A 23,332-nucleotide genomic window follows, 5' to 3' on the forward strand; every position below is an offset into this window, starting at 1 on the left:
CGCAGAGGGTCGGCGTTAGGTGTCGGACGCAGCCTTTGGATTTTTAAAGCCTGCGGCGCCGGGAAGCGTTAGGCCGCCGCGCCGCAGGCTATAAAACCACAAACCCCACCGCCGCCAACCAAGCGCCACCCCATTAACGGGATTGCAAAGGGCCCCCGCCCTTTGCCCGCCGGAGGCAAACCTTCTAAAAACCTCCCAAAACCCCCTTAATCCTCAATCCCCCCATGGCTGTCGGCCACCCCGCGCGTCCAGTAACCGGCAGCCTTCACCCACTCACGCGGATGGCCCAGCGTATCGACGACATAGGCCTTTACCGCCCGCGCCATTTCGGTTTCGCCCGCGATGAACACGAAGCCTTCACCCGCAGGCAGATCCACCCCGCCAAGGGCCGCGATCAGGCGGGCGGCGTCTCCCTTGCCCCCGCTCTGCGCCGCGCCACGATGGGCCCAGAGGCCCTGCCAAGCGGATTTCGCGGCAAACACCTGCTCGCTCTCGGGCCCATCGACCACGACGGCGGTGATGACGGGAACGCCCGCGCGCAATTCCTCGGTACGGCGGCCGATCGAAGGCAGCGCGGCCTCGTCGCCGATCAGGAGATACCAGTCGAAATCATCGGGCACGACCGCCGAGCCGCGCGGCCCGCCGATGGGCAGCGTGTCGCCGGGCTTGGCCTCAATGGCCCATTTCGTGGCGGGGCCTGCCTCGTGGAGGGCGAAGTCGATGACCAGCACGCCAGCGGCCGTATCGAAGCGGCGGGGGGTATAGTCGCGCATCAGCGGCTTTTCCTCGCCCGCGGGGGCCGCGAAGAACAGCTTGATATGGTCGTCGGGCGAGGCGCTGGCGAAATCATGCAGGTCGTCGCAGGAGAAGGTGATGCGGCGCATGTTGGGGCCAAGCGCCTCGATAGTCTGGACCGTCAGCGTGCGGCGGCGGATTTCGTGGCGCATGCGGATGATTTGATGGCGGGGGGCGGTGTCGGTGCTCATGATGGCTTTTCCCTTTTGCGGAAGGTGGGAGGGTAGGTGGCGGCGGCGCAGGATTTCGAGGTGAGTCATCATGGAGCGGCCTATTCCTGAATCGCTATGTTGCAGTCAAGATATATCTTAATGCGCAAAACACAAGTCCCCGCGCGCGATTTTTTGCGGCCGGCTCGCAAAAACAAAAACGGCGCCCGAAGGCGCCGTTCCCGTGTCCTGCAAAAATTTTCACGCGATCAGCGCAGATCGGGCGGGGTCGCCTCGCCCTTCAGCATGGCAATCGCCTCGGCCAGCGGCATGAACTTCTGCTGCTGCTCGCCCAGAATGCGGACCGCCACGGTGCCTTCCTCGGCCTCGCGCTTGCCCACAACCAACAGATAAGGCACCTTTTTGAGGCTGTGCTCGCGCACCTTGTAGTTGATCTTCTCGTTGCGCAGATCGCTTTCCACGCGAATGCCTGCCGCGCGCAATTGGGCCACCGCGTCCTGCGCATAGCCGTCAGCGTCCGACACGATGGTCGCCACAACCGCCTGAACCGGGGCCAGCCACACAGGCAGCTTGCCCGCGAAATGCTCGATCAGGATGCCGATGAAACGCTCATACGAGCCCAGAATTGCGCGGTGCAGCATGACCGGGCGGTGCTTTTCGCCATCCTCGGCAATATAGGCGGCATCGAGTCGCTCGGGCAGCACGCGGTCCGACTGGATCGTGCCGCACTGCCAGGTGCGTCCGATGGCGTCGGTCAGATGCCATTCCAGCTTGGGCGCATAGAAGGCCCCCTCGCCCGGCAGTTCTTCCCAGCCATATTCTTCCGTGGCGAGCCCCGCATTGACCACCGCATCGCGCAGTTCCGTCTCGGCCAGATCCCACATTTCCTCGCTGCCGAAACGCTTTTCGGGGCGCAGCGCCAGCTTGATCGAATAAGTAAAGCCAAAGTCCTTGTACACGCGGTCGGCCAGTTCGCAGAAGGCGCGGACCTCCTCGACGATCTGATCCTCGCGGCAGAAGATATGGCCGTCATCCTGCGTGAACTGGCGCACGCGCATGATGCCATGCAGCGCGCCATGCGGCTCGTTGCGGTGGCAGCAGCCCATTTCGGCCAGACGCAGCGGCAATTCGCGGTACGACTTGATGCCCTGACGGAAGATCAGCACATGCGCCGGGCAGTTCATCGGCTTCAAGGCCATCCAGTCGGCGTCCTTGGACACGATGGGGCCATCGTCCTCGGTATTCGGCGCCTCGTCGGGGATGACGAACATGTTCTCGCGATATTTGCCCCAGTGGCCCGATTGCTCCCACTGCTTGGCGTCCATCACCTGCGGGGTCTTGACCTCCTGATAGCCGGTGCCGTCGATGGCGCGGCGCATATAGGCCTCCAGCTCGCGCCAGATCAGATAGCCCTTGGGGTGCCAGAACACGCTGCCATGCGCTTCGGATTGCAGGTGGAACAGGTCCATTTCCGCGCCCAGCTTGCGGTGGTCGCGCTTGGCGGCTTCTTCAAGGCGCAGCAGATGGGCATCAAGCTGCTTCTTGTTGAGCCAGCCGGTGCCATAGATGCGGGACAGCATCGCGTTCTTCTGGTCGCCGCGCCAATAGGCGCCCGACACGCGCGTCAGCTTGAAGGCCGCCGGGTCCAGCTTGCCGGTGCTGGGCAAATGCGGCCCCTTGCACATGTCCAGCCAGTCGTCGCCCGACCAGTAAACGGTCAGTTCCTCATCCTCGGGCAGTTCGGCGGCCCATTCGGCCTTGAAGCTCTCGCCCTGCTGCTTCCAGCGCGAAATCAGTTGCTCGCGGCTCCACACCTCGCGGCGCAGCGGCTTGTTGGCGGCGATGATCTTGCGCATCTCCGCCTCGATCAGCGGCAGATCTTCATCGGTGAACGGACGCTCCGCAGGCGCGAAATCGTAATAGAAGCCATCGTCCGTGGCCGGACCGAAGGTGATCTGCGTGCCGGGAAACAGCGCCTGCACCGCTTCGGCCAGAACGTGGGCAAAATCGTGGCGCGCCAGTTCCAGCGCATCCTTCTCATCCTTGCCCGTCACCAGCGCCAATTGCGCATCGCCCGTGAAAGTTCGGGTGAGATCGACCAGTTCGCCATCAATGCGCGCGGCAATCGCGGCCTTGGCCAGGCCAGGGCCAATCGCGGCGGCAACATCCGCAGGGGTCGAGCCCGGCGCCATCTCGCGCACAGAGCCATCGGGAAGGGTGATCTTGAGCATGGTCGACATGGGCCAAGCCCTTAGCGCCCGCGCGGCCAAGGCTCAACAGCAAAGGCGCCGACTTGTGCCGTCAGAGAAACAGGCCCATCTGATGCGCCATGATCCAGACCGATACGATCCAGACCCACCTGATGCCCGATGGCCGCGCCATTGCCTATCGCCATACGCCCGGAACCGGCCCGACCATCGTCTTCCTGCCCGGCTATATGTCCGACATGGCGGGCAGCAAGGCCAGCGCCGTATTCGATTGGGCGGCGGCAAACGGGCGCGCCTGCCTGCTGATGGACTATTCGGGATGCGGGCAATCGCCGGGGACCTTTGCCGATGGCACGCTTTCGCGCTGGCGTGACGAGGTGCTGGCGCTCATCGCGGCCTATGTCGCAGGGCCTGTCGTGCTGGTGGGGTCCAGCATGGGCGGGTGGCTGATGCTGCTGGTGGCCCGCGCAATTCCGAGCCGCATCGCCGGATTGGTAGGCATCGCCGCTGCTCCCGATTTCACGACATGGGGCTATAGCGAGGGGCAAAAATCGGAATTGGCCGCAGGGCACACCATCCTCGAACCCAACCCCTATGGCCCCGAGCCAACGCCCACCCACGCCGCCTTCTGGGCCGATGGGCAGGCCCAATTGCAGCTCGACGCCCCCATCCCCGTCGACGCCCCCGTCCGCCTGCTGCACGGGATCGAGGACGGCGATGTCCCGCCCGCGATCAGCCATCGTCTGCTGGAGGCGCTGCGTTCGGGCGATGTTCAGCTGACCCTTGTCAAAGGCGGCGATCATCGTCTCAGCCGGGATGAGGACATTGCCCTGCTGCTGCGCACCCTTGCTTCTTTTGCAGATTGATCGCCCATGGCCCTCGTTTTCCTGATCCCCCTTGTTGCTCAGGCTTCCTCGCTCAATGGCGGGGGCATCGCGGGGCTGAACCTGCCCCAGATCGACCGGCCCCGGCCCGTCGCGCCCCGGCCGCGCGGCATTGTCTTCGACTTTCCCACCCAGACCAGCCATTTCCGCAAATGCATGGATGCGGCCGAGAGCGATCCGGCAGGCGGGCTGGCCGATGCGCGCCAATGGGTGAAGGACGCGACCAAGGAGCACGAAATCGCCCGCGCGCAGGCCAATGTCTGCCTTGGCAGCGCTCTGTCCCGGCAGGGGCAGTGGAGCGCGGCCCGCGCCGCCTTCATCGCCGCCCATGATGCCACCACCGACCAGCTCTGGCGCGCGCAGGCGGGCGCGATGGCGGGCAATGCCGCGCTGGCGCAGGGGGCCGCCGATGACGCCCTGCCGCTGCTCGATGCGGCGCTGGCCGATGCACGCGCGGCGTCAAAACCTGTTCTGGCGGGCGGCATTCTGGTGGACCGCGCCCGCGCGCTGGTCGCGCTGAACCGCGCGGTCGAGGCCGAGCCGGTGCTGGCCGACGCCCGCGCCGCGCTGCCCGATGATGCGCAGGTCTGGCTGCTCTCGGCCACGCTTTCGCGCCGGATGAACAAATTGCCCGAGGCGCAGGTCCAGATCGAAAATGCCGCCCGGCTCGACCCGCGTGACGGCGAAATCGGCGTGGAGGCGGGCGTCATCGCCATGCTGTCGGGCCGCGAGGATGCGGCGCGCAAGAGCTGGGAATCGGTGGTCAAAACCAGCCCTGATTCGGACAGCGCCGCGCGGGCAAAAGCCTATCTGGCGCAGATCGGCCCGCAGACCCCGGCCCAAACGGCAGGAAAATAAAGTGTATAAGTGCGATCCCATCTTGGCGGCATCACGGTAATAAAATAACACAAATGCGTAACCTCTGATGGCTAGACCGGATGGGGCGAACCAAGACCAAGTCGTAATACAGGCCCCGGGCAGCCGGGAATCCCCCCCTGCCCCGGCCGCATCCCCGGCCACGGGGGGAGAGTGTGTCCGACAATGACCAAGAGTTCTCGTAAGCCCGAATCCCTTTCCCAAACCCCTGCGATCGACCCGCGCGAAACCGCGCTGGCCCGCCATCTGGCCGAGGCGCAATTGCCCGGCGACGGCGATCTGGACGCCGATGGCCTGATCGCGGCGGCGCGTTTCCTGCTGGCCGCCGGAGGGCGCCGGGAAAGGACGCAGACCGCGCTTTCCATCGAAAATGTCTCGCGCGAAGGGGGCGGGCGTTTCATGCGCATCGCCATCGTCAATGAAGACATGCCTTTTCTGGTCGATTCGATCGCCACGACGATTTCGGCGCAGGGGCTGGTGATTGACCGGTTGCTGCATCCGGTGGTGCCGGTGCTGCGCGACGGGCGCGGCGAGATCACAGAGATTCCCGAGGATCACGGCCCCGGCATCCCGCGCGAATCGATGGTCTATCTGGAAACCGCGCGGGCGGATGCGCGCACGCGCTCGGCCATTTCGGCGGCGCTGGGCGTCACGCTGGGCGATGTGCGCGCGGCGGTGGGCGATTGGCCCGCGATTCAGCGCGCCATGGTCGATGATGCCGCCACCTTGAACGCGATGGACCGGACCGAGGGCGCCGCCCTGCTGCGCTGGTTCAATGACGGAATGCTGACGCAACTGGGCCATGTCGTGCGCCGCCGCGACGGCACGCAGACGGGCGCGCTGGGCATTTGCCGGAAAAGCACATGGGAATTGCTCTCCGCGCCCGCCTATGCCCGCTGCTTTGCCTGGTTCGACCAGTTTCTGGCGCGGGGCGGGGCGGGCCGCCTGCCGCTGATCGTCAAATCGAACCGGATCGCCCATGTCCACCGCCGGGTGCCGCTCGACCTGTTCATCCTGCCGGTGATCGAGGAAGGCAAGCTGGCCGCGCTTTCGGTCCATGCCGGGGTATGGACCAGCGCCGCGCTGGCCACCGCGCCGGGCCATGTGCCGCTGATGCGCGCGCAGCTCTCCGCGCTGCTGGAAAAGCATGAATTCAGCCCCAACGGCCATGCGGGCAAGGTGCTGACGCATGCGATGACCAGCCTGCCCCATGATCTGATGATCGGCTTTACCGATGTCGATATGGAGCGTGTGGCGCTGGCCATGATGAGCCTGATCGACCGCCCGCGCCCGCGCATCGCGCTGGTCTGCGCCCCGCTGGAAAGGCATCTCTACGCCTTCGTCTGGCTGCCCCGCGATTCGGTGGCCACCGAGGTCCGCCACGAAATCGCCCAGATGCTGAGCGAGGCCACCGGCGGCCAGGTGATCGACTGGAGCCTTGAGGTCGAGGGATCCAATCTGGCCCAGTTGCGCTTTACCCTGTCGGTGGACGAGACGCTGGAGACCTGTCCCGAACCCGATGAGGCAGCGCTGGACGCCCGGCTGCGCGCGATGCTGCGCGGATGGGGCGATGCGGTGGAGGCCGAAATCGCCCGCAGCGAGGAACCGGGCCGCGCCGCCGCCATCGCCGGGCGCTATGCCGGGGCCTTCCCCATTGCCTATCGCAACCTCTATGGCCCGGCCGAGGCCGCGCAGGACATCGGCCATCTGCGCCGCATCGCCGGCGCGCCCGATGACGATGCCCATCAGCGCGGCGTGCGCCTCTATCGCCTGCCCGGCGACGAGGAAGGGCAATTGCGCCTGAAACTCTATCAGCGCCATGGTTCGCTGATCCTGTCGGATGTCGTGCCCGCGCTGGAGAATTTCGGTTTCCGCGTGATCGACACGATTCCCACCACGCTGGAATCGGGCGATCTGGCGCTGGGTTCGATTCATGATTTCGTGCTGACGCTGCGCGGCGGGCAATCGCTGGGCGAGGTGCTGGGCCATGCGCCGATCATCGAGGATGCGCTGACCGCGATGCTGCATGGCGCGGGCGAGAATGACGGGTTCAACCGGCTGATCGTGGGCGTGGGCCTTTCCGCGCGGGAGGCCAACTGGCTGCGCGCCTTCTATCGCTATCTGCGGCAAACCGGCCTGTCCTATGGCATTGATACGGCGGTCGATGCGCTGTTGGGCGCGCCGATGGTCACGCTGGGTCTGGTCGATCTGCTGCGCGCGCGCCATCAGCCCGGCATCGAGGACCGCGACAAGGCCGAAGCGCAGGCCGAAGAAGCGATCCGCGACGGGCTGGCGGGCGTGACCGCGATCAACCAGGACCGCCTGCTGCGCGCCTTCCGCGCGGTGGTTCATGCGTGCCTGCGCACCAATGCCTTTGTCGATGCGGGGCGGGAGGCGCTGGCCTTCAAATTCGATTCAGCCCTTGTGCCGGGCCTGCCCAAGCCTTTGCCGTGGCGCGAAATCTTCGTCTATTCACCCCGCGTCGAGGGCATCCACCTGCGCGCCGGGCCGGTGGCGCGCGGCGGCCTGCGCTGGTCCGACCGGCGCGACGATTTCCGCACCGAGGTGCTGGGCCTGATGAAGGCGCAGCGCGTCAAGAACGCCGTGATCGTGCCCACCGGGGCCAAGGGCGGTTTCTATCCCAAGCAATTGCCCGACCCCACACAAAACCGCGACGCATGGGCCAATGAAGGGCGCGAAAGCTACAAGCTGTTCATCCGCACGCTGCTGTCGCTCACCGACAATATCGTCGATGGCGCGGTGGTGCATCCGGCGGGCATGGTGGTGCTCGATGGGGAGGATCCCTATTTCGTGGTCGCCGCCGACAAGGGCACCGCGACTTTCTCCGACACGGCCAATGCGCTGGCGGCGGAAAAGGACTTCTGGCTGGACGATGCCTTCGCCAGCGGCGGGTCCAAGGGCTATGACCACAAGGCGATGGGCATCACCGCGCGCGGGGCATGGATTTCGGTCCAGCGCCATTTCCGCGAAATGGGCGTGGATGTTCAGACCGATCCGGTCCGCGTGGTTGGCGTGGGCGATATGTCGGGCGATGTGTTCGGCAATGGGATGCTGTTGTCGCGCTCGATCCGGCTGGTGGCGGCCTTTGACCACCGGCATATTTTCCTCGACCCCGCGCCCGACGCGGAAAAGTCGTGGGAGGAACGCAGCCGCCTCTTCGCCCTGCCCCGGTCGAGCTGGGACGATTATGACAAGAGCCTGATTTCGCAGGGCGGCGGGGTGTTTCCGCGAACCCAGAAGTCGATCCCGCTTTCCCCCGAAATCTGCGAGGCTTTGGGAATCGAAGGCGAAAGCATCGATCCCGACAGCCTGATGACCGCGATCCTGAAAGCCCCGGTCGATCTGCTCTGGTTTGGCGGCATCGGCACCTATGTGAAGGCCCCGCATGAGGCCCATGCCGATGTGGGCGATCCGGCCAATGATGCGATCCGCGTGAACGGCGCCGATGTGCGCGCCCGCGTGATCGGCGAAGGCGGCAATCTGGGCTGCACCCAGGCGGGCCGCATCGACTATGGCCTGCATGGCGCGCAGGGCGTGGGCGGACGCGACAATCCCGACTTCATCGACAATTCGGCAGGCGTCGATTGCTCGGACAAGGAGGTCAACATCAAGATCGCGCTGGCCAGCGCCAAGCGCGCGGGCAGGCTGGACGAGGATGGCCGCGTGGCCCTGCTCTCATCGATGACCGAGGATGTGGCGGCGCTGGTGCTGGAGGATAACCGCTTGCAGGCGCTGGGCCTGTCCATTGCCGAAAGCGGCGGGGCGGCGGCCGTGCCGGGCTATGTCCGGTTGATCGAGGTGCTGGAGGAGGGCGGCCATCTCGACCGCCGCACCGAGGGGCTGGCGGACGCCGACACATTCCACCGCCGCGCCGAGGATGGGGAAGGCTTTACCCGCCCCGAACTGGCCGTGCTGCTCTCCAGCGCGAAACTGGTGCTTCAGGATGCGCTGGAACGCTCGGGCGTGCTGGATGATCCGGGGCTGGAGGAGGACCTGCTCGCCGCCTTCCCGCCCGCCATGCGCGAGACATACCGCGAGGACATCCTGAACCACCGCCTGCGCCGGGAAATCCTGGCCACGCGGATCGCCAACCGGCTGGTCAACCGGATGGGCTTTATCCACCCCTTCGAACTGGCCGAAGAGGAAGGCGTGAGCCTTGCCGATGTGGCCGCCGCCTTCCTTGCCGCCGAAAGGCTGTTCGCCATGGGGCCGGTGTGGAACGATATCGAAAGCGGGCAGATGGAGGAACCGGCGCGCATCCTGCTGTTCGAACGCGCGGCCCATGCGCTGCGCGGGCATATGGCCGACCTGCTGCGCGCGAGCGCGGCGCAGGAATTCCCCTCGGTGCTGGCCGATGCGCTGGCCCCGGCGCTGGAGGAATTGGCGGGTGCGCTCGACGGCCTGCTGGTGTCCGAGGCGCGCAGCGGATCGGCCCGCCTGCGCGCCGAACTCTCGGTGGCGGGGGCCAATGAGGCGGAATTGAGCAGCGTGGTGCGCCTGTTCGACCTTGACGGGGCGGTGGGCATCGCGGCGCTGGCCCATGGTGCCGGGCTGGAAGCCGTCTCGCTGGCCAAGGCCTTTACCAGCCTTGGCGCGACGCTGGGCCTCGACTGGGCGCAGGCCACCGCCGCGCGCCTCTCGCCCTCCGACCCGTGGGAACGCCTGCTTGTCGGCGGCCTCGCCCGAGATTTCCAGCAGATGCGGCTCGATGCGCTGCGCCGCTGGAACGGCGGCGATCCGCAAGGAGCGGTCAATGACTGGCTGGCCGCACAGGCCGAAGGCGTGGCGCGCTTTGGCGGCATGATCGAGCGGGCGCGCAAGGTCGTGCCCACCACGCCCGCCCTGTTGGCCCAGATTGCCGGGCAGGCGCGGGGGTTGTTGATGCGGTGAGGTTTAAGGAAAGGGTTGGTGCGAGGGTCTAGACCCTCGCGCTCCCGTTACTGTCTGCGTTGTGTATCGGGTTCGGCGGATGGGTGTCGGACGCGGCGTTTGAATATTGAAAGCCTGCGGCGCGGAAAAGGATGAGCCCACCGCGCCGCAGGCTTTATTTCCATCCCACCCCCGCAAACCAACCACCACCCCATTAACGGGATTGCAAAGGGCCCCCGCCCTTTGCCCGCCGGAGGCAAAAAACCCTAAAAACCCTACCTCAACCTCTCCAAAGCCCACACCGCCGCCTCGGCCACCGCCTCATCCTCATCGCCCAACAAGGCTTCCACCGGCCCGATCAGCGCCGCATCCCCGCTGTTGCCCGCCGCATAGAGGCAGTTGCGGACGAAGCGGTTGCGCCCGATCCGTTTTATGGGCGAGCCGGAAAACAATCGCCTGAACCCGGCATCGTCGAGCGCCAGCAGTTCGCCGATCCGGGGTGCGACCAGTTCGGCGCGGGGCAGGAAGGCGCGGTTGCGCGCGGCGGCATCGGCAAATTTGTTCCATGGACAGACGGCGAGGCAATCGTCGCAGCCATAGATGCGGTTGCCTAGCGCCGCCCGGAATTCCAGCGGGATCGGCCCTTTATGCTCGATGGTCAGGTAGGACACGCAGCGCCGCGCATCCAATTGATAGGGCGCGGGGAAAGCGCCGGTGGGGCAGGCGTCCTGACAGGCACGGCATGATCCGCAGCGGTCCCGGCCCGGCGCATCCGGTTCAAACGCCAGCGTGGTATAGATCGCGCCGAGGAACAGCCATGAGCCATGCTCTCGGCTGACGACATTGGTATGCTTGCCCTGCCAGCCCAGCCCTGCAGCGGCGGCGAGCGGCTTTTCCATCACCGGGGCGGTATCGACAAAGACCTTGACCCCGACCTCGCCCAATCCCGCCTTGACCGCCGCATCGACCAGCCAGCGGGCGAGAGCTTTCAGCGCCTTTTTGACCACATCGTGATAATCGGTCCCCTGCGAATAGACCGAGATCCGCGCCCGATCCCCATGTTCGGCCAGCGCGAGCGGATCATGGGCGGGGGCATAGCTCATGCCCAGCGCGATCACGCTTTGCGCCTCAGGCCAGAGTCCTTGCGGGGAACGGCGGTGGTGCAGACGGTCCGCCATCCATTCCATCTGACCATAGGACCCGGCCTCCAGCCATTGTTCGAGGCGGGCCGCGCGCGTCGCATCCTCCTGCGCCGCCGCCACGCCGAATGCGGCAAAGCCCAGACGCGCCGCTTCTTCGCCCAAGGCTTTTTGCAGAGAGGGGATGGCATTGTTAATCAAGGGAAGGCTAGATCCTGTTAAGGGCATGACCCAGAACGCTTAGGGGAACCGCAAGTGCTGAGCAATGATTGGGCCATTGAGGCGCGCGGCCTCGTCAAACGGTTTGACGGGTTCACCGCCGTCGATGGCGTCGATCTGTCCGTGCCGCAAGGGGCGATTTACGGCATCCTTGGCCCCAATGGCGCGGGCAAGACCACGACCTTGCGGATGCTACAGGGGATTATCGACCCTGATTCGGGGGGGCGGCGCATTCTGGGCGCGGATCGCCCGCATGATGTGGCGCACCGCATCGGCTACCTGCCCGAAGAACGCGGGCTTTATCCCACGATGAAGACCTATGAAGCGATTGCCTTCATGGGCGCGCTGCGCGGCCTGCCTCTGGCCGAAGGGCGCAGGCGCGGCAAGGCGATGATGGAGGAGCACGGCCTGTCCTATGCCATCGACCGCCAGATCCGCCAGCTTTCCAAAGGCATGGCGCAACAGGTGCAGATCCTTGGCACGCTGGTCCATCAGCCCGATCTGGTGATTTTCGATGAACCCTTCTCCGGCCTTGATGCGCTCAATCAGGGCAAGCTGGAAAAGATGATCCGCGCGCTGGCGGCGGGTGGGACCACGGTGATCTTTTCCACCCATGTCATCGCCCATGCCGAAAGATTATGCGACGAGGTGGCGATCATCGCCGGGGGCCGCGTGCCCTTTGCCGGGCCGGTGGATGTGGCGCGCGATCGCATCCCGGCGCAGGTCCGCCTTGAAACCCGCCACGCCGATGGGCCTTGGCGCGCTGCTTTGCCCGCCGATGCGCGTCATGAAGGCGCCCTGTGGTCCTTCCCCCTGCCTGACACCGGGGTCGAACCTTTGCTGCGCGCGCTGATCGAAGGTGAGGCGGGCATTCTCTCGCTCTCCATCGAACGCGCGGGGCTGCACGACGCTTTCGTCGCCATTGCCGGTGAGGCCGCCGCCCGCGCCCTTGGCCAACCCACGCAGGAGGAAGCGGCATGATCCATAAGGGCCGCCTTTCCACGCTTGCCGGCGCCTTTGTCGTCGCCCGCCGTGATTTTGTCGCCATATTGTGGAGCCGCAGCTTCATCTTCTTCCTGCTGGGGCCTTTGTTTCCGCTGTTCGTGGGGGCCATGGCGGGCAGCATCGGCGCCCATGTCGAAAATGCCGTCGATACGCCGCAAATCGGCCTGATGATGGCGGGCGAGGATATTGATGCGATGCTGACCGCGCGCCATGCGCTCGAACCGGCGCTGCGCGATGATCTGCCCGATCTGGTGGTGGTGGCGCGGCTGCATCCGGGCGAAAAACCCGATCCGCGCGCGGCGCTGGCTGATAAGAGCATCAATGGCGGCAATCTCTCGGCCATCATTTCGGGCACGGCCAAAGCGCCGGTGCTGACCGGTACACCGGGCCGTCTGGCCGCATGGCAGGGCGCGGTCTCGCTGATCGCGGCGCGGGCGACGGGCCATGGGCCGGATGTGCTGCCCGATGTCGCGCTGGCCCCCACGGCCACCTCCACCGCCGCGCAGGCGCATAATCGCGTGCTGACCGCGCAGGGAGGGCAGACCTTGCTCTTCCTGCTCACCATGCTGCTGGCGGGCATGGTGCTGTCCAATCTGATGGAGGAAAAGGGCAACAAGGTCATCGAGATACTGGCCGCCGCGATCCCGATGGAATCGGTATTTTTCGGCAAGCTCTTCGCCATGCTGGCGATCAGCTTTGTCGGCATCGGCGTCTGGGCGGTGTCGGGGGCGACGCTTTCGATGGCGGGCTGGGTGCATATTCCCGAACTGGTGACGCCTGCGGTGGGCTGGCCTTTGTTCATTGCGCTGGGGGTGGCCTATTTCGCGATGGCCTATCTGGTGCTGGGCTCGATCTTCCTTGCCATCGGCTCGATGGCCAATTCGGTGCGCGAGATCCAGACGCTGAACATGCCGGTCACGATGGGGCAGTTGATGGTGTTCTTCTTCGCCTCCTATGCGATGGCGCGCCCCGGTTCGGCCATCGAGATCGCTGCCATGGTGGTGCCCTTCTCCTCGCCCTTTGCCATGTTGGCGCGCGCGGCGATGCAGGAAGGGCTGTGGCCGCATCTGGCCGCGCTGGGCTGGCAAGCGCTTTGGGTGGCGATCTTTGTGCGCGGCGGGGCAGCGCTGTTCCGCAAGCGGGTGATGAAGAGCGGGCCGCAGGGGACGGGGCAAAAGCGCGGCCTGATCGCGGCCTTGATGGGGAAAAAGTGATAGCGGCCCCGGCCCTCTTCTCCGGCCCTGATACTCGGTAGGGCACAATTTATGGGTGGCAGGGCCGGAGGAGAGGGCCGGGGCCGCAGGAAAATCGCGGAGGCGATTTTCCACCCAACAGGGCAACTTGAAACTTTTTCCCTTTGCGCCACGTATAGAGGGCAAAGGGAGAAGTGATATGCGCCCCACCCGCCGCCAACTGATGATCGGCCTTGCCGCCGCCGCCCTGATCCCGGCGCGGGCATGGGCCGCTTTCCCGCTGACCTTGCCCGATGCCGAGTGGCGCAAACGGCTGACGCCTCAGCAATATAATGTGCTGCGCGGCAAACAGACCGAATATCCCTTTACCTCACCCCTGCTCAAAGAGCATCGCAAGGGCACCTTCGTCTGCGCGGCGGACAATCATCCGCTCTTCGCCTCCTTCACCAAATTCGATTCGGGCACAGGCTGGCCCAGCTTCTGGCGCCCGCTCGACGGCGCGGTGGGCACCAGCACCGATCACGAATTGGGCTATGCCCGCACCGAGGTGCATTGCGCGCAATGCGGGGGCCATCTGGGCCATGTGTTCGACGATGGCCCGCGTCCCACGGGGCTGCGCTATTGCATGAACGGCGCGGCGATGAAGTTTACCCCGGCCTAACGCACACGCCAGATTTGCAGACCATCGGCGGCCACAGGCGCCAGCCATGACGGTGCCCGCCCGGCCAGCAATTGCGCCGCCAACCCATGCGGGGCCTCGCGCGCATAAATCTGCGGCTCGCCCAGATCGGGGCAGAGCGCGACATAGGCGATATGATCGGCCCGAATGATCGCGCGCGCCTGATCGGGCGGGGCGACAAAAGCGGCGATGGCATCATGCATCCCGCGCGCGCCGCGATGATGGCCGGTGGCCAGCACGCTGTCCCGACTGCCCAGCAGGAGATCGGGCCCGATATCGAGCGGGGCCAGAATGGTCCCCTGCGGCAGAGTGTTCAGCACCGCAGCATGGCGCCGCGCTTCGCAGCTCGAAACCCGCTGCGCCGTCGTGGTTGTCGGGCTGGACGCCTTATGCGGCACCATGCCCCAAACCGTGATCGGCGCGGATGGCACCATGGCCGCGACAATCCCCAGCACCGCCACCGGCCGCCCTTGCCGCGCCGCCACCAGCCATTCTCCCACCAGCCAGGCCAGCGGCACCGCCGAAAAGGCCCCCGCCACCGCCCCGGCCCGCGTCACCAGCACCGCCACCCCCAGCGCCCCGCCAAGGATCAGCATATATTCCCGCCACCACACGCGCTCCTCGCCCGCGCTGCGCCGGATCAGACCGGCGCAGGCGTAAAGCGCGAAAAGCGGAGGCACCACGGTCTGCAACGCTGTCGCCCAATCCTGACGCCATACCGGCAGCCCTTCGGCCACCTGCTGATACCACAGGCGCTGGACCAGCGGGTCGAGCATGTTGAAACTGCCCCCCCGGCATTGCGGGGCAAGGCCGAAATAGAGCGCCAAAGCACCCGCACCCGTGATGGCAAAGCCCACCAGCGCCGGGCCGCGCCACAGGCGCAAAACCACCGCTGCCCAGACGAACATGGCCAGATGCACCGGCGCAATCGCATCGCAATGCTGCGCCCAATCGCCCCAGCGCGTGGCCGCAAAACAGGCCAGCGACACAACCGCCAGCGCGGCGGCGAAATGCGCCAGCCAATATTTCGTTTCCCCGCCTCGCAGCCAGCGCCACACCCCCAGCGTCCCAAACACCGCCGTCAGCGGCAAGCCTTCAAGGCTGATCGACAGGCCAATGGCCAGCGCCGCCCCCGAAATCCACCCGCCGATCCGCGCATGGCGCGTCATCAGCCCTTGCAGCGCCAGCATCGCGGCGGCCACCTGCCAGCCGTGATGGTCGATCCGCATGGGCCGGATCTGCGTCACCACCGGCACCGACATGGCCAGCGTCAGGCAAGAGAGCGTCGCGGCCTCGGCCCCCAGCCTTTCCCACGCCACCCGCGCCACCAGCACCAGCACCATGGCCAGCGTCAGCATCGGCACGATCAGCATGGCTGCCAGTTCCGCGCCATCGCCCCCCAACAGCGGCCGCAAAGCCAGCACCACCATCGCCAGCGGGACATCGACAATCCGCGACCAATGCATCGCCACCCCGCCATGGGCCGGGTCGATCCGGTGCTGCGTCGCGTCAAACCAGCCCTGTCCGCCCAGCCAGTCGCGTAATTCAACCAGCCGCAGCGCATCGTCGGGATCGGGGAAACGCCCCGCCGCAATTCCCCCCGCATTGGTCAGCAGCAGCAGCAAAACCACCAGCCCATAGGCCAGCGCCGCCCGTTTCAGGAAATCGCGGATATCGCCCCTCACGCCGCCGCCAGTCGGGGTTTGAAGACCACCAGCGAGCGCAGCAGCCATGTGGCGATGAAACTGACGCCCACCGCCGCGATTTTGGCAAGGCGCGGATCAAACCCGGCCCTTGCGCCCAGCCCCACGATGGCCACCGTCAGGCCCAGTCCGACCAGCGCAGATCCCACAAAAAGCAGCTTTTGCATCCAGCGCGCCGCGCCGTCGGCCGCGTCAAACACCACCCGCGCACAGAGCCACCAATGCAGCCCCACCCCCAGCCCATAGGCCAGCGCCGAAGCGGGCGCCGCCGCCGCGCCCAAGCGCAAAAGCAGCACAAAAGCCCCCATGTCCGCCCCCAGCGCCGCGACGCTGACGCCCAGATAGCGCAGCGCCCGCGCCCCCAAGAGGACAGGCAAGAGGGAACGCATCAGGCCGCGCGTCGCTTGTCGCCGGATCGCTTATTTTCGACCAGCCGTTGCGGCACATCTCGCGTCGAAGCCAGCGCTGCGGCCTGATCGGGCGTGGGGTTCGCGGCGGGCCGGACGGCTTCGCGATGCGCGCCCTCATCGCCCGCCTCGTGATATTCGGCATCCTCGTTCACGCGCCAGATGTCATAGATGCGCGCCCCGGCCTTGATGTTTTCCACCGTCAGCATCGCGGTCATCATCGCGTGATCCTGGTTGTTGTATCGGTGCATCCCGTTGCGCCCCACCATATGCAGCGTGGGGAAGCGCGCCTCAAGATCGGCGCGCATCGCCGCCACATGGTCGGCATAGGTCTCGTCATAGACCGGATAGGCCTTTTCCTGACGCACCACCGCGCCGCCGATCACTTGCTCTGCGCGCACAAGGCCCAGAATCTCCATCTCTCGCGTGGCAAGGGCGATCAGATCCTCATCGCTTTGCGACCACAGGCCATCGCCCTCGAAACAGAAATATTCCAGACCCACACAGGCCACACCCGCCTCGGGCACCATTTCAGGCGACCAGCTGCGGAAATTCTGGATGCGGCCGACCTGAACCTTGGAATCATGGATATAGATCCAGTTGTCGGGAAACAGATCCTGCGACCGGATCTTGAGCGCCACGGTCAGGAAATCGCGATATTTCAGCTCCATCGCCTCGGGCAGGGACACCGGCAGGGGATGGATGCGCCCGGCCAGTTCGCGCATCGGGGCGCTGGAAATGACATGGGCGGCATGGATCACCGTCTCGCCATGGCTGTGGCCGGCCGAAACGCGCCATTGCCCGTCCGGTCCTTGCGAGAGCTGCTTGAGGGCATGGCCCATCAACACCTGTCCGCGCCCGCTGGCGATCACATGGTCGCGCGCGGCCTCCCACATCATGCCCGGCCCGAGGCGGGGATAGCGGAAACTCTCGAGCAGCGTCTTGGTCGCCATCCCGTCATTGGGGCGTTTGTTGAGCCCCAGCGAGCGCTTCAGCCCATCAACCACCGCGCCCCACAGCGAAAGCCCCTTGATCCGCTGCGCCGCCCAATCCGCGCTCATTTCATCGCAGGGCATACCCCACACCTTTTCGGTATAGGTCTTGAAGAAGATCGAGAACAGCTTCTGCCCGAACTGGTTGACGGTCCAGTCCTCGAAGGATTTGACACTCTTGCGCGGAAACGCCTTGGCGCGCGCGAAACTGGCCATGCAGGCCGCGCTGCGCCACAGGCCCAGATTGCGCAAAGCCTCAAAGGCGCGCAGCGGATAGGAGTAGAATTTGCCCTCGTAATAGATCCGGCTCATGCGCGGGCGCTGGATGAAATCATGGGGCAGGATCTCGTTCCACAGATCAACCACCGCCTGCGATTTGGAAAAGAACCGATGGCCGCCGATGTCGAAGCGATAGCCCTCATGCTCGACCGTGCGCGAGATGCCGCCGACATAGCGCTCATCCTTTTCGATGACCGCCACGCTCAGCCCCGCCTTGGTCAGCAGATAGGCCGCCGTCAGCCCCGCCGGACCCGCGCCGATGATCGCCACATCGACCATCGCGGCCCTGCCCGCCGCGCCGACCGATCCGCCCGCTGTCTTGCCCGCCTCGGGGCTGCCAAAAGCCATCTGATTCCCCAATTTCCGTCCCCTTTTGGGGTGAAGGAAAATGGACAACAAATCGTTAAGCAGCCTCTTTGATCCACGCAAATATGCCTATTTGCCCGGCCGCAAGCGACCACTGGCCATTTGCCGCGCGCTGGGGCAGGATGGACGGGGTTGGGTAATATAAGGCGGGTCGAATGGGCAAGGATGCCGCGCCGGGGGGCCGATGGCTGCCGGCGTTGATGGTGGGGTGGACGCTGGTGGTGGTGGGCCTGTGGCTGGCCGCGCCGCCTGCCCATCCTGAAATCACCGTATTCTATCGCAAGTTGCAGGATCAATGGCTGTTGCTCGCGATGCTCTGGGCATGGACCGGGGCGGCGGTGGCGCTGCGGCGCTGGCCGCTGGTGCGCGCATGGCGGATCGACACGCGGGCGGTCTGGGGGCTGACGGCCCTGGCCGCGCTGGTGGCGCTGGCGGGCCATTATCTGGTGCTGTCGGGCTATGATCTCAGCCGCGACGAACAGATGGTCAGTTTCGATGCGGCGATCTATCGCGCCGGGCGGCTGGCATGGCCGGTGCCGGTGGAATGGCGCGGCGATATTCCCGCGCTCAACACCTTGTTCATGATGCCGCTGGCGCGGCCTGCGGCATGGGTGTCGACCTATCTGCCGGGCAATGCGATGCTGGAGGCGCTGCTCGGCCCGCTCAAGACGCCGCTGCTGATGGCGGTTTCGGTGCTGGCGCTCTGGCGCGTGGGCCGGCGGTTGCTGGGGCCGGATCAGGACGCGCTGGCGGTGATGATGGCGCTGTTCCTGCTTTCGGGTCAGGTGCTGTTTTCGGCCATGAGCCGCTTTGCCATGCCCGCCCATCTGGCCTTCAATCTGGTCTGGCTGTGGCTGTTTCTGCGCGATACGCGGCGCAGCGATCTGGCGGCGCTGGCGGTGGGCTTTGTCGCCACGGGGCTGCACCAGCCGCTGTTTCATCCCATGTTCGTGGCGCCATGGCTGGCGCTCCTGCTGTGGGAAAGGCGCTGGGGGCGGCTTGCGCTGTTTGTCGGGGGCTATCTGGCGATCAGCCTGTTCTGGCTGTGGTGGCCGCATCTGACGCTCGATGCGGTGCGCGGGCCGGATTCGGTGCTGGTCGAGGCGGGCAGCGATTATGTCTCGCGTCTGATGGAAACGCTGGCGCAGAACAGCGACAATGGCACGCTGATGGCGGCCAATCTGCTGCGCATGGTGGCGTGGACGCATCCCGCGCTCTGGGTGCTGGCGGCGGTGGGCGCATGGGCCGGGCGGCGCGACGGGCGAGTGCTGGCACTGCTGGGCGGGGCGGTGATCGTGGTCGTGGTGATGGGGCTGATCCTGCCCTATCAGGGCCATGGGTTTGGCTATCGCTATCTGCACCCGATGCTGGGCAATGTGGCGCTGCTGGGCGCGCTGGGCTGGCAAAGTCTGGGGACGGCATGGCGCGACCGGCTGCGCGGGGGGCTGGTGGCGCTGTCGGGGCTGACGCTGGTGGTGCTGATCCCAATGCAGGGGTGGTTTGCCCACCGCCTCTATGGCGCCTTTGCCGATGCCAGCGCGAAGATCGATACGGTTCATGCCGATTACATCATCATCGGCAATTATGACGCGCCGCTCGCGCTCGATCTGGGAATCAACCGGCCGGATCTGTCGAACCGTCCACTGCGGCTGATCGAATATGGCTATGACGATCTGGAAGAGATAGCCCCGCGCCTTTGCGCCCATGGCGAGACGGTGGCCCTGCCCGCGCGCAGCTTCTATTTCGGCATCGGGCGCGCACTCAACATGATGCCCGGCCGCACCACCGAGCGTCGCCGCGCATGGCATACGCAGGAGTTTACCAATGCCGGGTGCAAGGTGGTCAGCCTGCCATAAGCCCCATGATCGCCCGCGCCATCGCGCCCCAGGAATAGCGGCCCGCCGCCCATGCCGCCATTTGCGCGCGTTCGGGCAGGGTAAGGCCCGGCGCATCCAGCATTGCGGCCACGCGGGCCGCGCTGCCGTCAGGATCGCCCAGATCGACGGGCACGCCGCGCAGCCACTTCCCCGCCTCCGGATCGGCCAGATGCGTGGGCGCGCCGCAGATCACCGGCAATCCGCAGGCCATCGCCTCCTGAATCACCAGCGGATAGCCCTCGCCCACGCTGGGCAGCAACAGGCAATCGGCGCTGCGATAAAGCGCGGCCAGTTGCGCAGGGCTTTGCGGCCCCAGATCATGGACATTGTCCAGCCCCCATGACGCAGGCCGGATCGGCCCCGCGCCCGCCAGCAGAAAACTGATATCCGGCCGCATCGCCGCCACCGCGCGCAGGATCGACAGGCCCTTCTTCTCAACAAAGCGGCCCACGAACAGCACCCGCCTTTGGCCCGCAGGCAGTCCCTGCGCCGCCGGGCCGATGCGCGTAAAAACTTCGCCATCCACGCCATTAAACAACAAGGTATAATCGCGCCGCGCCGGTTCACCGACCAAATCGCGCCGCACCGTATCCGAAATAAACACCAGCCGGTCAGCCGCCCGCAGCATCGGCCTCGTCACGATGGCGTTGGCCAGCTCCATCACCCCCCGCATCACCGCCGAGGCAAAGGGAATGCCCGCAATATGCTGGATCAGCACCACCCGCCGCCCGCGCATCCGTGCCATCACCAGCGCCAGTATCGAGGTCACATACAGCGCATCATGCACCACCACCGCATCGGAGCGCCCCACCGCCCGCCACAGCGCCGCCATCCCCACCGGCCCCGGAATCGGCATGGGCAGTCCCGTCAGCCTCTCCGTGGGATTGATGCAGGACAGCGCGAGGGCGGGAATATCCACCGGCGCCGCATCCTGCGCACTGGCCGCCCATGTCAGCTCCGCCCCCTGCGCGATCATCTGCCGTGACAAATGCCCCGCCACGCGCTCAATCCCGCCAAGGTGGCTTTCGAAAAAATGGCTGACCATGAGGATGTGCATGGGGTGGGGGTAGCCGGTTTTGCAGGAGGAAAGAAGGGCCTCCGGCGGGCAAAGGGACTCGTCCCTTTGCAATCCCGTTATGGGGTTGCGCTTCGTCGGCGGGGCCGTGTTTAGCCGAGGTTTGTAAGGCCTGCGGCGCGGCGAGGTTGCGCTGATTTGCGCCGCAGGCTTTATCAACGATGGGCTAAACCCCTTGCTGGCCAACCCGGCACCACCCCAAAATGGGATTGCAAAGGGCACCCGCCCTTTGCCCGCCGGAGGCAAAACCTACTTCCGGACAATCGCCCACCGCGAGAGCAGAAAATTCATCCCCACCATCAGACAGGAGGCCAAAGGCGCGGCATAGACCATAGCCAGCCCCACCGGCCCGCGCAACACCCATGTCACGCCAAGGGCGAGCGGCGTATTGGTGCTCATGGCCAAAGCATAGCGACCATAGCGCCCAAAGCTCATCGGCTCGCGAAAGGTCAGGTGCGAGTGGAGCACATAGCCCACCAGCGAGACGACAATGAAGGACAGGGCAAAACCAACGCTGGAGATGGCCAGCGGCCCCGCGCCTCGCATCGCCCAGTCGGTGGCGATCATCACGCCATTATGCAGGGCAAGGCAGGTGGCGGCGACAAAGCCATAGGCCAGCCCGGTACGCAAACTCATACCGCGACATGCGCCCGCACGAGATAGACGCAGGCATTGTCATCGCGCATCTGGGCTGGGGTGATCGCATCCTCGACCACCGCGCGCGCATTCATCACCACCGCCAGCGCGCCCGCGATGATCGGCCCGACCACCGGCACTTTCTTCAGCACAAAGGCAAAGGCGGTCAGCCGGATCATCGTCGTGGTGGCCAGAGGGCCGCAGATCGAGTGCATTTCCTCGGTCACGATCCCGCGCGTTTCCAGATCCAGCGCGAGGCCGGTGCGGGTCCAGCGGCGGTGGTCCTCGGGATGGGGGTGATAAAACCAGCTGCCATGGGTGGAGAGGATCAGCGTGCCGCCCGGTTTCAGCAAACGGCGGATTTCCGCGCAATAGGCGTCCAGATCGGGCACATGCTCGAACACCTGCGCCGACAGGATCGCGTCCACGCTGTGATCGGGCAGAGGCACGCGCCCGTCCGGCCCGATCGGCAATTTGCCCTTGGCCTCGGCGTCCGCGTCAATATCGGCCGGGCGATAATCCAGCCCCAGCCCGCGCAGCAGCGAGGCATAGGGCATATCCCCGCAGCCCAGATCGACGATGCTGGCCCCCTTGGGCAAACGCTCGGCCTGCGCCCGGATCAGCTTGGCCAGCGGCCCCAACTGCAGCCAGTCGGTATGCCACATCGAGGGCGAAACGCGGCGCGCATCATGCATCACAGATCTTCCTCACCCGGCACAAAGGCCGCATCATGGCCCGCGATGATCGCCAGCAAAAACCCGCCCAGCGCGGTCTGCACCCCGATGGCGCCCGCCGCCGCGGCCACCACCAGCGGCAGCACCGAGGGCAGCGGCAGATAGCCCCCCGCCCGCCAGTTGATGCCGATCACCGCCAGCGCCGCGCCCGAAAACACCATCAGCCCCAGCCCCAGCACCAGCGCATGTTCGAGCGTCAGGATCGGGCTGAACCGGTCGAACCAGCCGTTCAAATCGCGATAGCCGGTGCGCACGCCATAGAAATGCGTGGCCATGGCCATGATCGCGGCAAAATGGCCCACCGTCAGCAGGAAACCGGCCAGAATCGTCCAGCCCGCTCCCACCACCGGATTGCCCGCCAGCCAGCCCATGTCAAAGCCCATCGCCACGCCCAGAATCGCCACCGCCGCCAGCATCGCGATCATCGCGGGCACGCCGAACACCCATGTGGGCGAAAGCATCAGCAAGTAGCGCAAATGCCGCCAGCCATCGCGCCATGGGCGCAAATGCGGCGCCCGGTCGCGCAGATCGGGCTGCAGCTTGGCCGGCACCTGTTCGATATGCAGCCCGCGCAGGGATGCCTTGATCACCATCTCGCTGGCAAATTCCATGCCGGTCGAGGAGAGCGCGCATTCTTCAAACGCCCGTTTCGTAATGGCCCGGATGCCGCAATGGGCGTCATCGATACCGCTGCGGTAAAACAGGTTCAAAATGCCCGTCAGCACCGGATTGCCGATATAGCGGTTTTTCCATGGCATCGCGCCCTTGGCGATGCCGCCTGCAAAGCGCGACCCCATGCACAGGTCCGCGCCGTCGACCAGTTGGCCGATCATCGCCACGCCATCGTTGAAATCATACGAGCCATCCGCGTCGCCCATCAGCAGGAAACGCCCATAGCCCCCTTCGCATCCGCCGATCAGCGCCGCGCCATAGCCGCGCCGGGGCACCGCCACCACGCGCGCGCCCTGCGCCGTGGCATAGGCCTGCGATCCGTCGGTGCTGCCATTGTCGGCGATGACGATCTCGGATTTCAGCCCATAGGCCACCTCGATCCGGTGGGCGGCCTCCTTGGCATTGGCGATGCAATGCGGCAGGCTCTGAATCTCGTTGAGACAGGGCATGATGATCGAAACATCCACGGCCCTGTCGCCTGTTGGCCCATCCGCTACTGGGACACCCGCTGCCGGATCGCCTGCCTGCTCGTTC

The 23,332-nt window shown here is 65.8% G+C and carries 17 protein-coding genes; 7 read left to right on the forward strand and 10 right to left on the reverse strand.

Features of this window, described 5'->3' with window-relative positions; translation table 11 throughout:
* Positions 1–206 precede the first annotated feature (206 nt).
* Together FHW92_RS10135 and thrS are read right to left on the reverse strand one after the other, a co-directional pair.
* The gene (locus FHW92_RS10135) at positions 207–986 is read right to left on the reverse strand and encodes a siderophore-interacting protein (RefSeq protein ID WP_172249173.1); all 780 of its coding nucleotides are present in this window, start codon (positions 984–986) and stop codon (positions 207–209) included.
* Positions 987–1,213: 227 nt separating this feature from the next.
* Positions 1,214–3,205 (reverse strand): threonine--tRNA ligase, encoded by a 1,992-nt coding sequence (gene thrS / locus FHW92_RS10140; RefSeq protein WP_168603138.1) that lies wholly within the window; start codon positions 3,203–3,205, stop codon positions 1,214–1,216.
* 89 nt (positions 3,206–3,294) lie between these two features.
* Between thrS and FHW92_RS10145 the strand changes: the two genes are divergently transcribed.
* From FHW92_RS10145 to FHW92_RS10155, 3 genes are all read left to right on the forward strand, one after another.
* Positions 3,295–4,038 (forward strand): alpha/beta hydrolase, encoded by a 744-nt coding sequence (locus FHW92_RS10145; RefSeq protein ID WP_168603139.1) that lies wholly within the window; start codon positions 3,295–3,297, stop codon positions 4,036–4,038.
* A 6-nt stretch (positions 4,039–4,044) separates the two neighbouring features.
* The gene (locus tag FHW92_RS10150) at positions 4,045–4,914 is read left to right on the forward strand and encodes a tetratricopeptide repeat protein (protein ID WP_168603140.1); all 870 of its coding nucleotides are present in this window, start codon (positions 4,045–4,047) and stop codon (positions 4,912–4,914) included.
* A 183-nt stretch (positions 4,915–5,097) separates the two neighbouring features.
* The gene (locus FHW92_RS10155) at positions 5,098–9,843 is read left to right on the forward strand and encodes an NAD-glutamate dehydrogenase domain-containing protein (protein ID WP_168603141.1); all 4,746 of its coding nucleotides are present in this window, start codon (positions 5,098–5,100) and stop codon (positions 9,841–9,843) included.
* A gap of 254 nt (positions 9,844–10,097) precedes the next feature.
* Here FHW92_RS10155 and queG read toward each other — a convergent pair whose 3' ends face one another.
* Positions 10,098–11,162, reverse strand: coding sequence for a tRNA epoxyqueuosine(34) reductase QueG (queG, locus tag FHW92_RS10160; RefSeq protein ID WP_246870049.1), 1,065 nt, complete (start codon positions 11,160–11,162; stop codon positions 10,098–10,100).
* Positions 11,163–11,216: 54 nt separating this feature from the next.
* On the opposite strand from queG, the gene FHW92_RS10165 reads away from it, so the two are divergent.
* The 3 genes from FHW92_RS10165 to msrB all read left to right on the forward strand — a co-directional run bounded on the left by FHW92_RS10165 (position 11,217) and on the right by msrB (position 14,039).
* On the forward strand, positions 11,217–12,161 hold the full coding sequence (locus tag FHW92_RS10165; RefSeq protein WP_168603143.1) for an ATP-binding cassette domain-containing protein: 945 nt from the start codon (positions 11,217–11,219) through the stop codon (positions 12,159–12,161).
* Positions 12,158–13,399, forward strand: a complete 1,242-nt coding sequence (locus FHW92_RS10170; RefSeq protein ID WP_168603144.1) for an ABC transporter permease — start codon at positions 12,158–12,160, stop codon at positions 13,397–13,399. Before FHW92_RS10165 ends, FHW92_RS10170 begins: the two co-directional genes overlap by 4 nt.
* 202 nt (positions 13,400–13,601) lie before the next feature.
* Positions 13,602–14,039, forward strand: a complete 438-nt coding sequence (msrB, locus tag FHW92_RS10175; RefSeq protein ID WP_246870099.1) for a peptide-methionine (R)-S-oxide reductase MsrB — start codon at positions 13,602–13,604, stop codon at positions 14,037–14,039.
* Here msrB and FHW92_RS26055 read toward each other — a convergent pair.
* From FHW92_RS26055 to FHW92_RS10190, 3 genes are read right to left on the reverse strand one after another with little or no spacing between them, the layout of a single operon-like run.
* A complete protein-coding gene (locus FHW92_RS26055; protein WP_168603146.1) occupies positions 14,036–15,742 on the reverse strand; it encodes a hypothetical protein in 1,707 nt (568 codons plus the stop codon). The genes msrB and FHW92_RS26055 overlap by 4 nt on opposite strands.
* Positions 15,739–16,137 carry a GtrA family protein gene (locus FHW92_RS10185; protein ID WP_246870050.1) on the reverse strand — a complete coding sequence of 133 codons (399 nt, stop codon included), beginning with the start codon at positions 16,135–16,137 and terminating at the stop codon, positions 15,739–15,741. The genes FHW92_RS26055 and FHW92_RS10185 overlap by 4 nt, the downstream gene beginning before the upstream one ends.
* 11 nt (positions 16,138–16,148) lie before the next feature.
* A complete protein-coding gene (locus FHW92_RS10190) occupies positions 16,149–17,717 on the reverse strand; it encodes an NAD(P)/FAD-dependent oxidoreductase (RefSeq protein WP_168603558.1) in 1,569 nt (522 codons plus the stop codon).
* A gap of 242 nt (positions 17,718–17,959) precedes the next feature.
* Here FHW92_RS10190 and FHW92_RS10195 point away from each other — a divergent pair, with 242 nt between their 5' ends.
* On the forward strand, positions 17,960–19,660 hold the full coding sequence (locus FHW92_RS10195) for a hypothetical protein (RefSeq protein WP_168603148.1): 1,701 nt from the start codon (positions 17,960–17,962) through the stop codon (positions 19,658–19,660).
* On the opposite strand, the gene FHW92_RS10200 is transcribed toward FHW92_RS10195, so the two are convergent.
* The 4 genes from FHW92_RS10200 to FHW92_RS10215 all read right to left on the reverse strand — a co-directional run bounded on the left by FHW92_RS10200 (position 19,647) and on the right by FHW92_RS10215 (position 23,265).
* On the reverse strand, positions 19,647–20,726 hold the full coding sequence (locus FHW92_RS10200) for a glycosyltransferase family 4 protein (protein ID WP_168603149.1): 1,080 nt from the start codon (positions 20,724–20,726) through the stop codon (positions 19,647–19,649). The two genes, FHW92_RS10195 and FHW92_RS10200, sit on opposite strands and share 14 nt — an antisense overlap.
* 279 nt (positions 20,727–21,005) lie before the next feature.
* Positions 21,006–21,392: a GtrA family protein gene (locus FHW92_RS10205; protein WP_168603150.1), complete on the reverse strand. Its 387-nt coding sequence runs from the start codon at positions 21,390–21,392 to the stop codon at positions 21,006–21,008.
* Entirely contained in the window at positions 21,389–22,087 is a 699-nt protein-coding gene (locus FHW92_RS10210; protein WP_168603151.1) for a class I SAM-dependent methyltransferase, read from the reverse strand. Before FHW92_RS10210 ends, FHW92_RS10205 begins: the two co-directional genes overlap by 4 nt.
* Complete coding sequence (locus tag FHW92_RS10215; protein ID WP_349237670.1) at positions 22,087–23,265, reverse strand: glycosyltransferase family 2 protein; 1,179 nt, start codon at positions 23,263–23,265, stop codon at positions 22,087–22,089. The genes FHW92_RS10210 and FHW92_RS10215 overlap by 1 nt, the downstream gene beginning before the upstream one ends.
* Between the last annotated feature and the right edge of the window lie 67 nt (positions 23,266–23,332).

Source organism: Novosphingobium sp. SG707 (genome assembly GCF_012275515.1).
In the GTDB taxonomy this organism is placed as follows: Bacteria; Pseudomonadota; Alphaproteobacteria; order Sphingomonadales; family Sphingomonadaceae; genus Novosphingobium.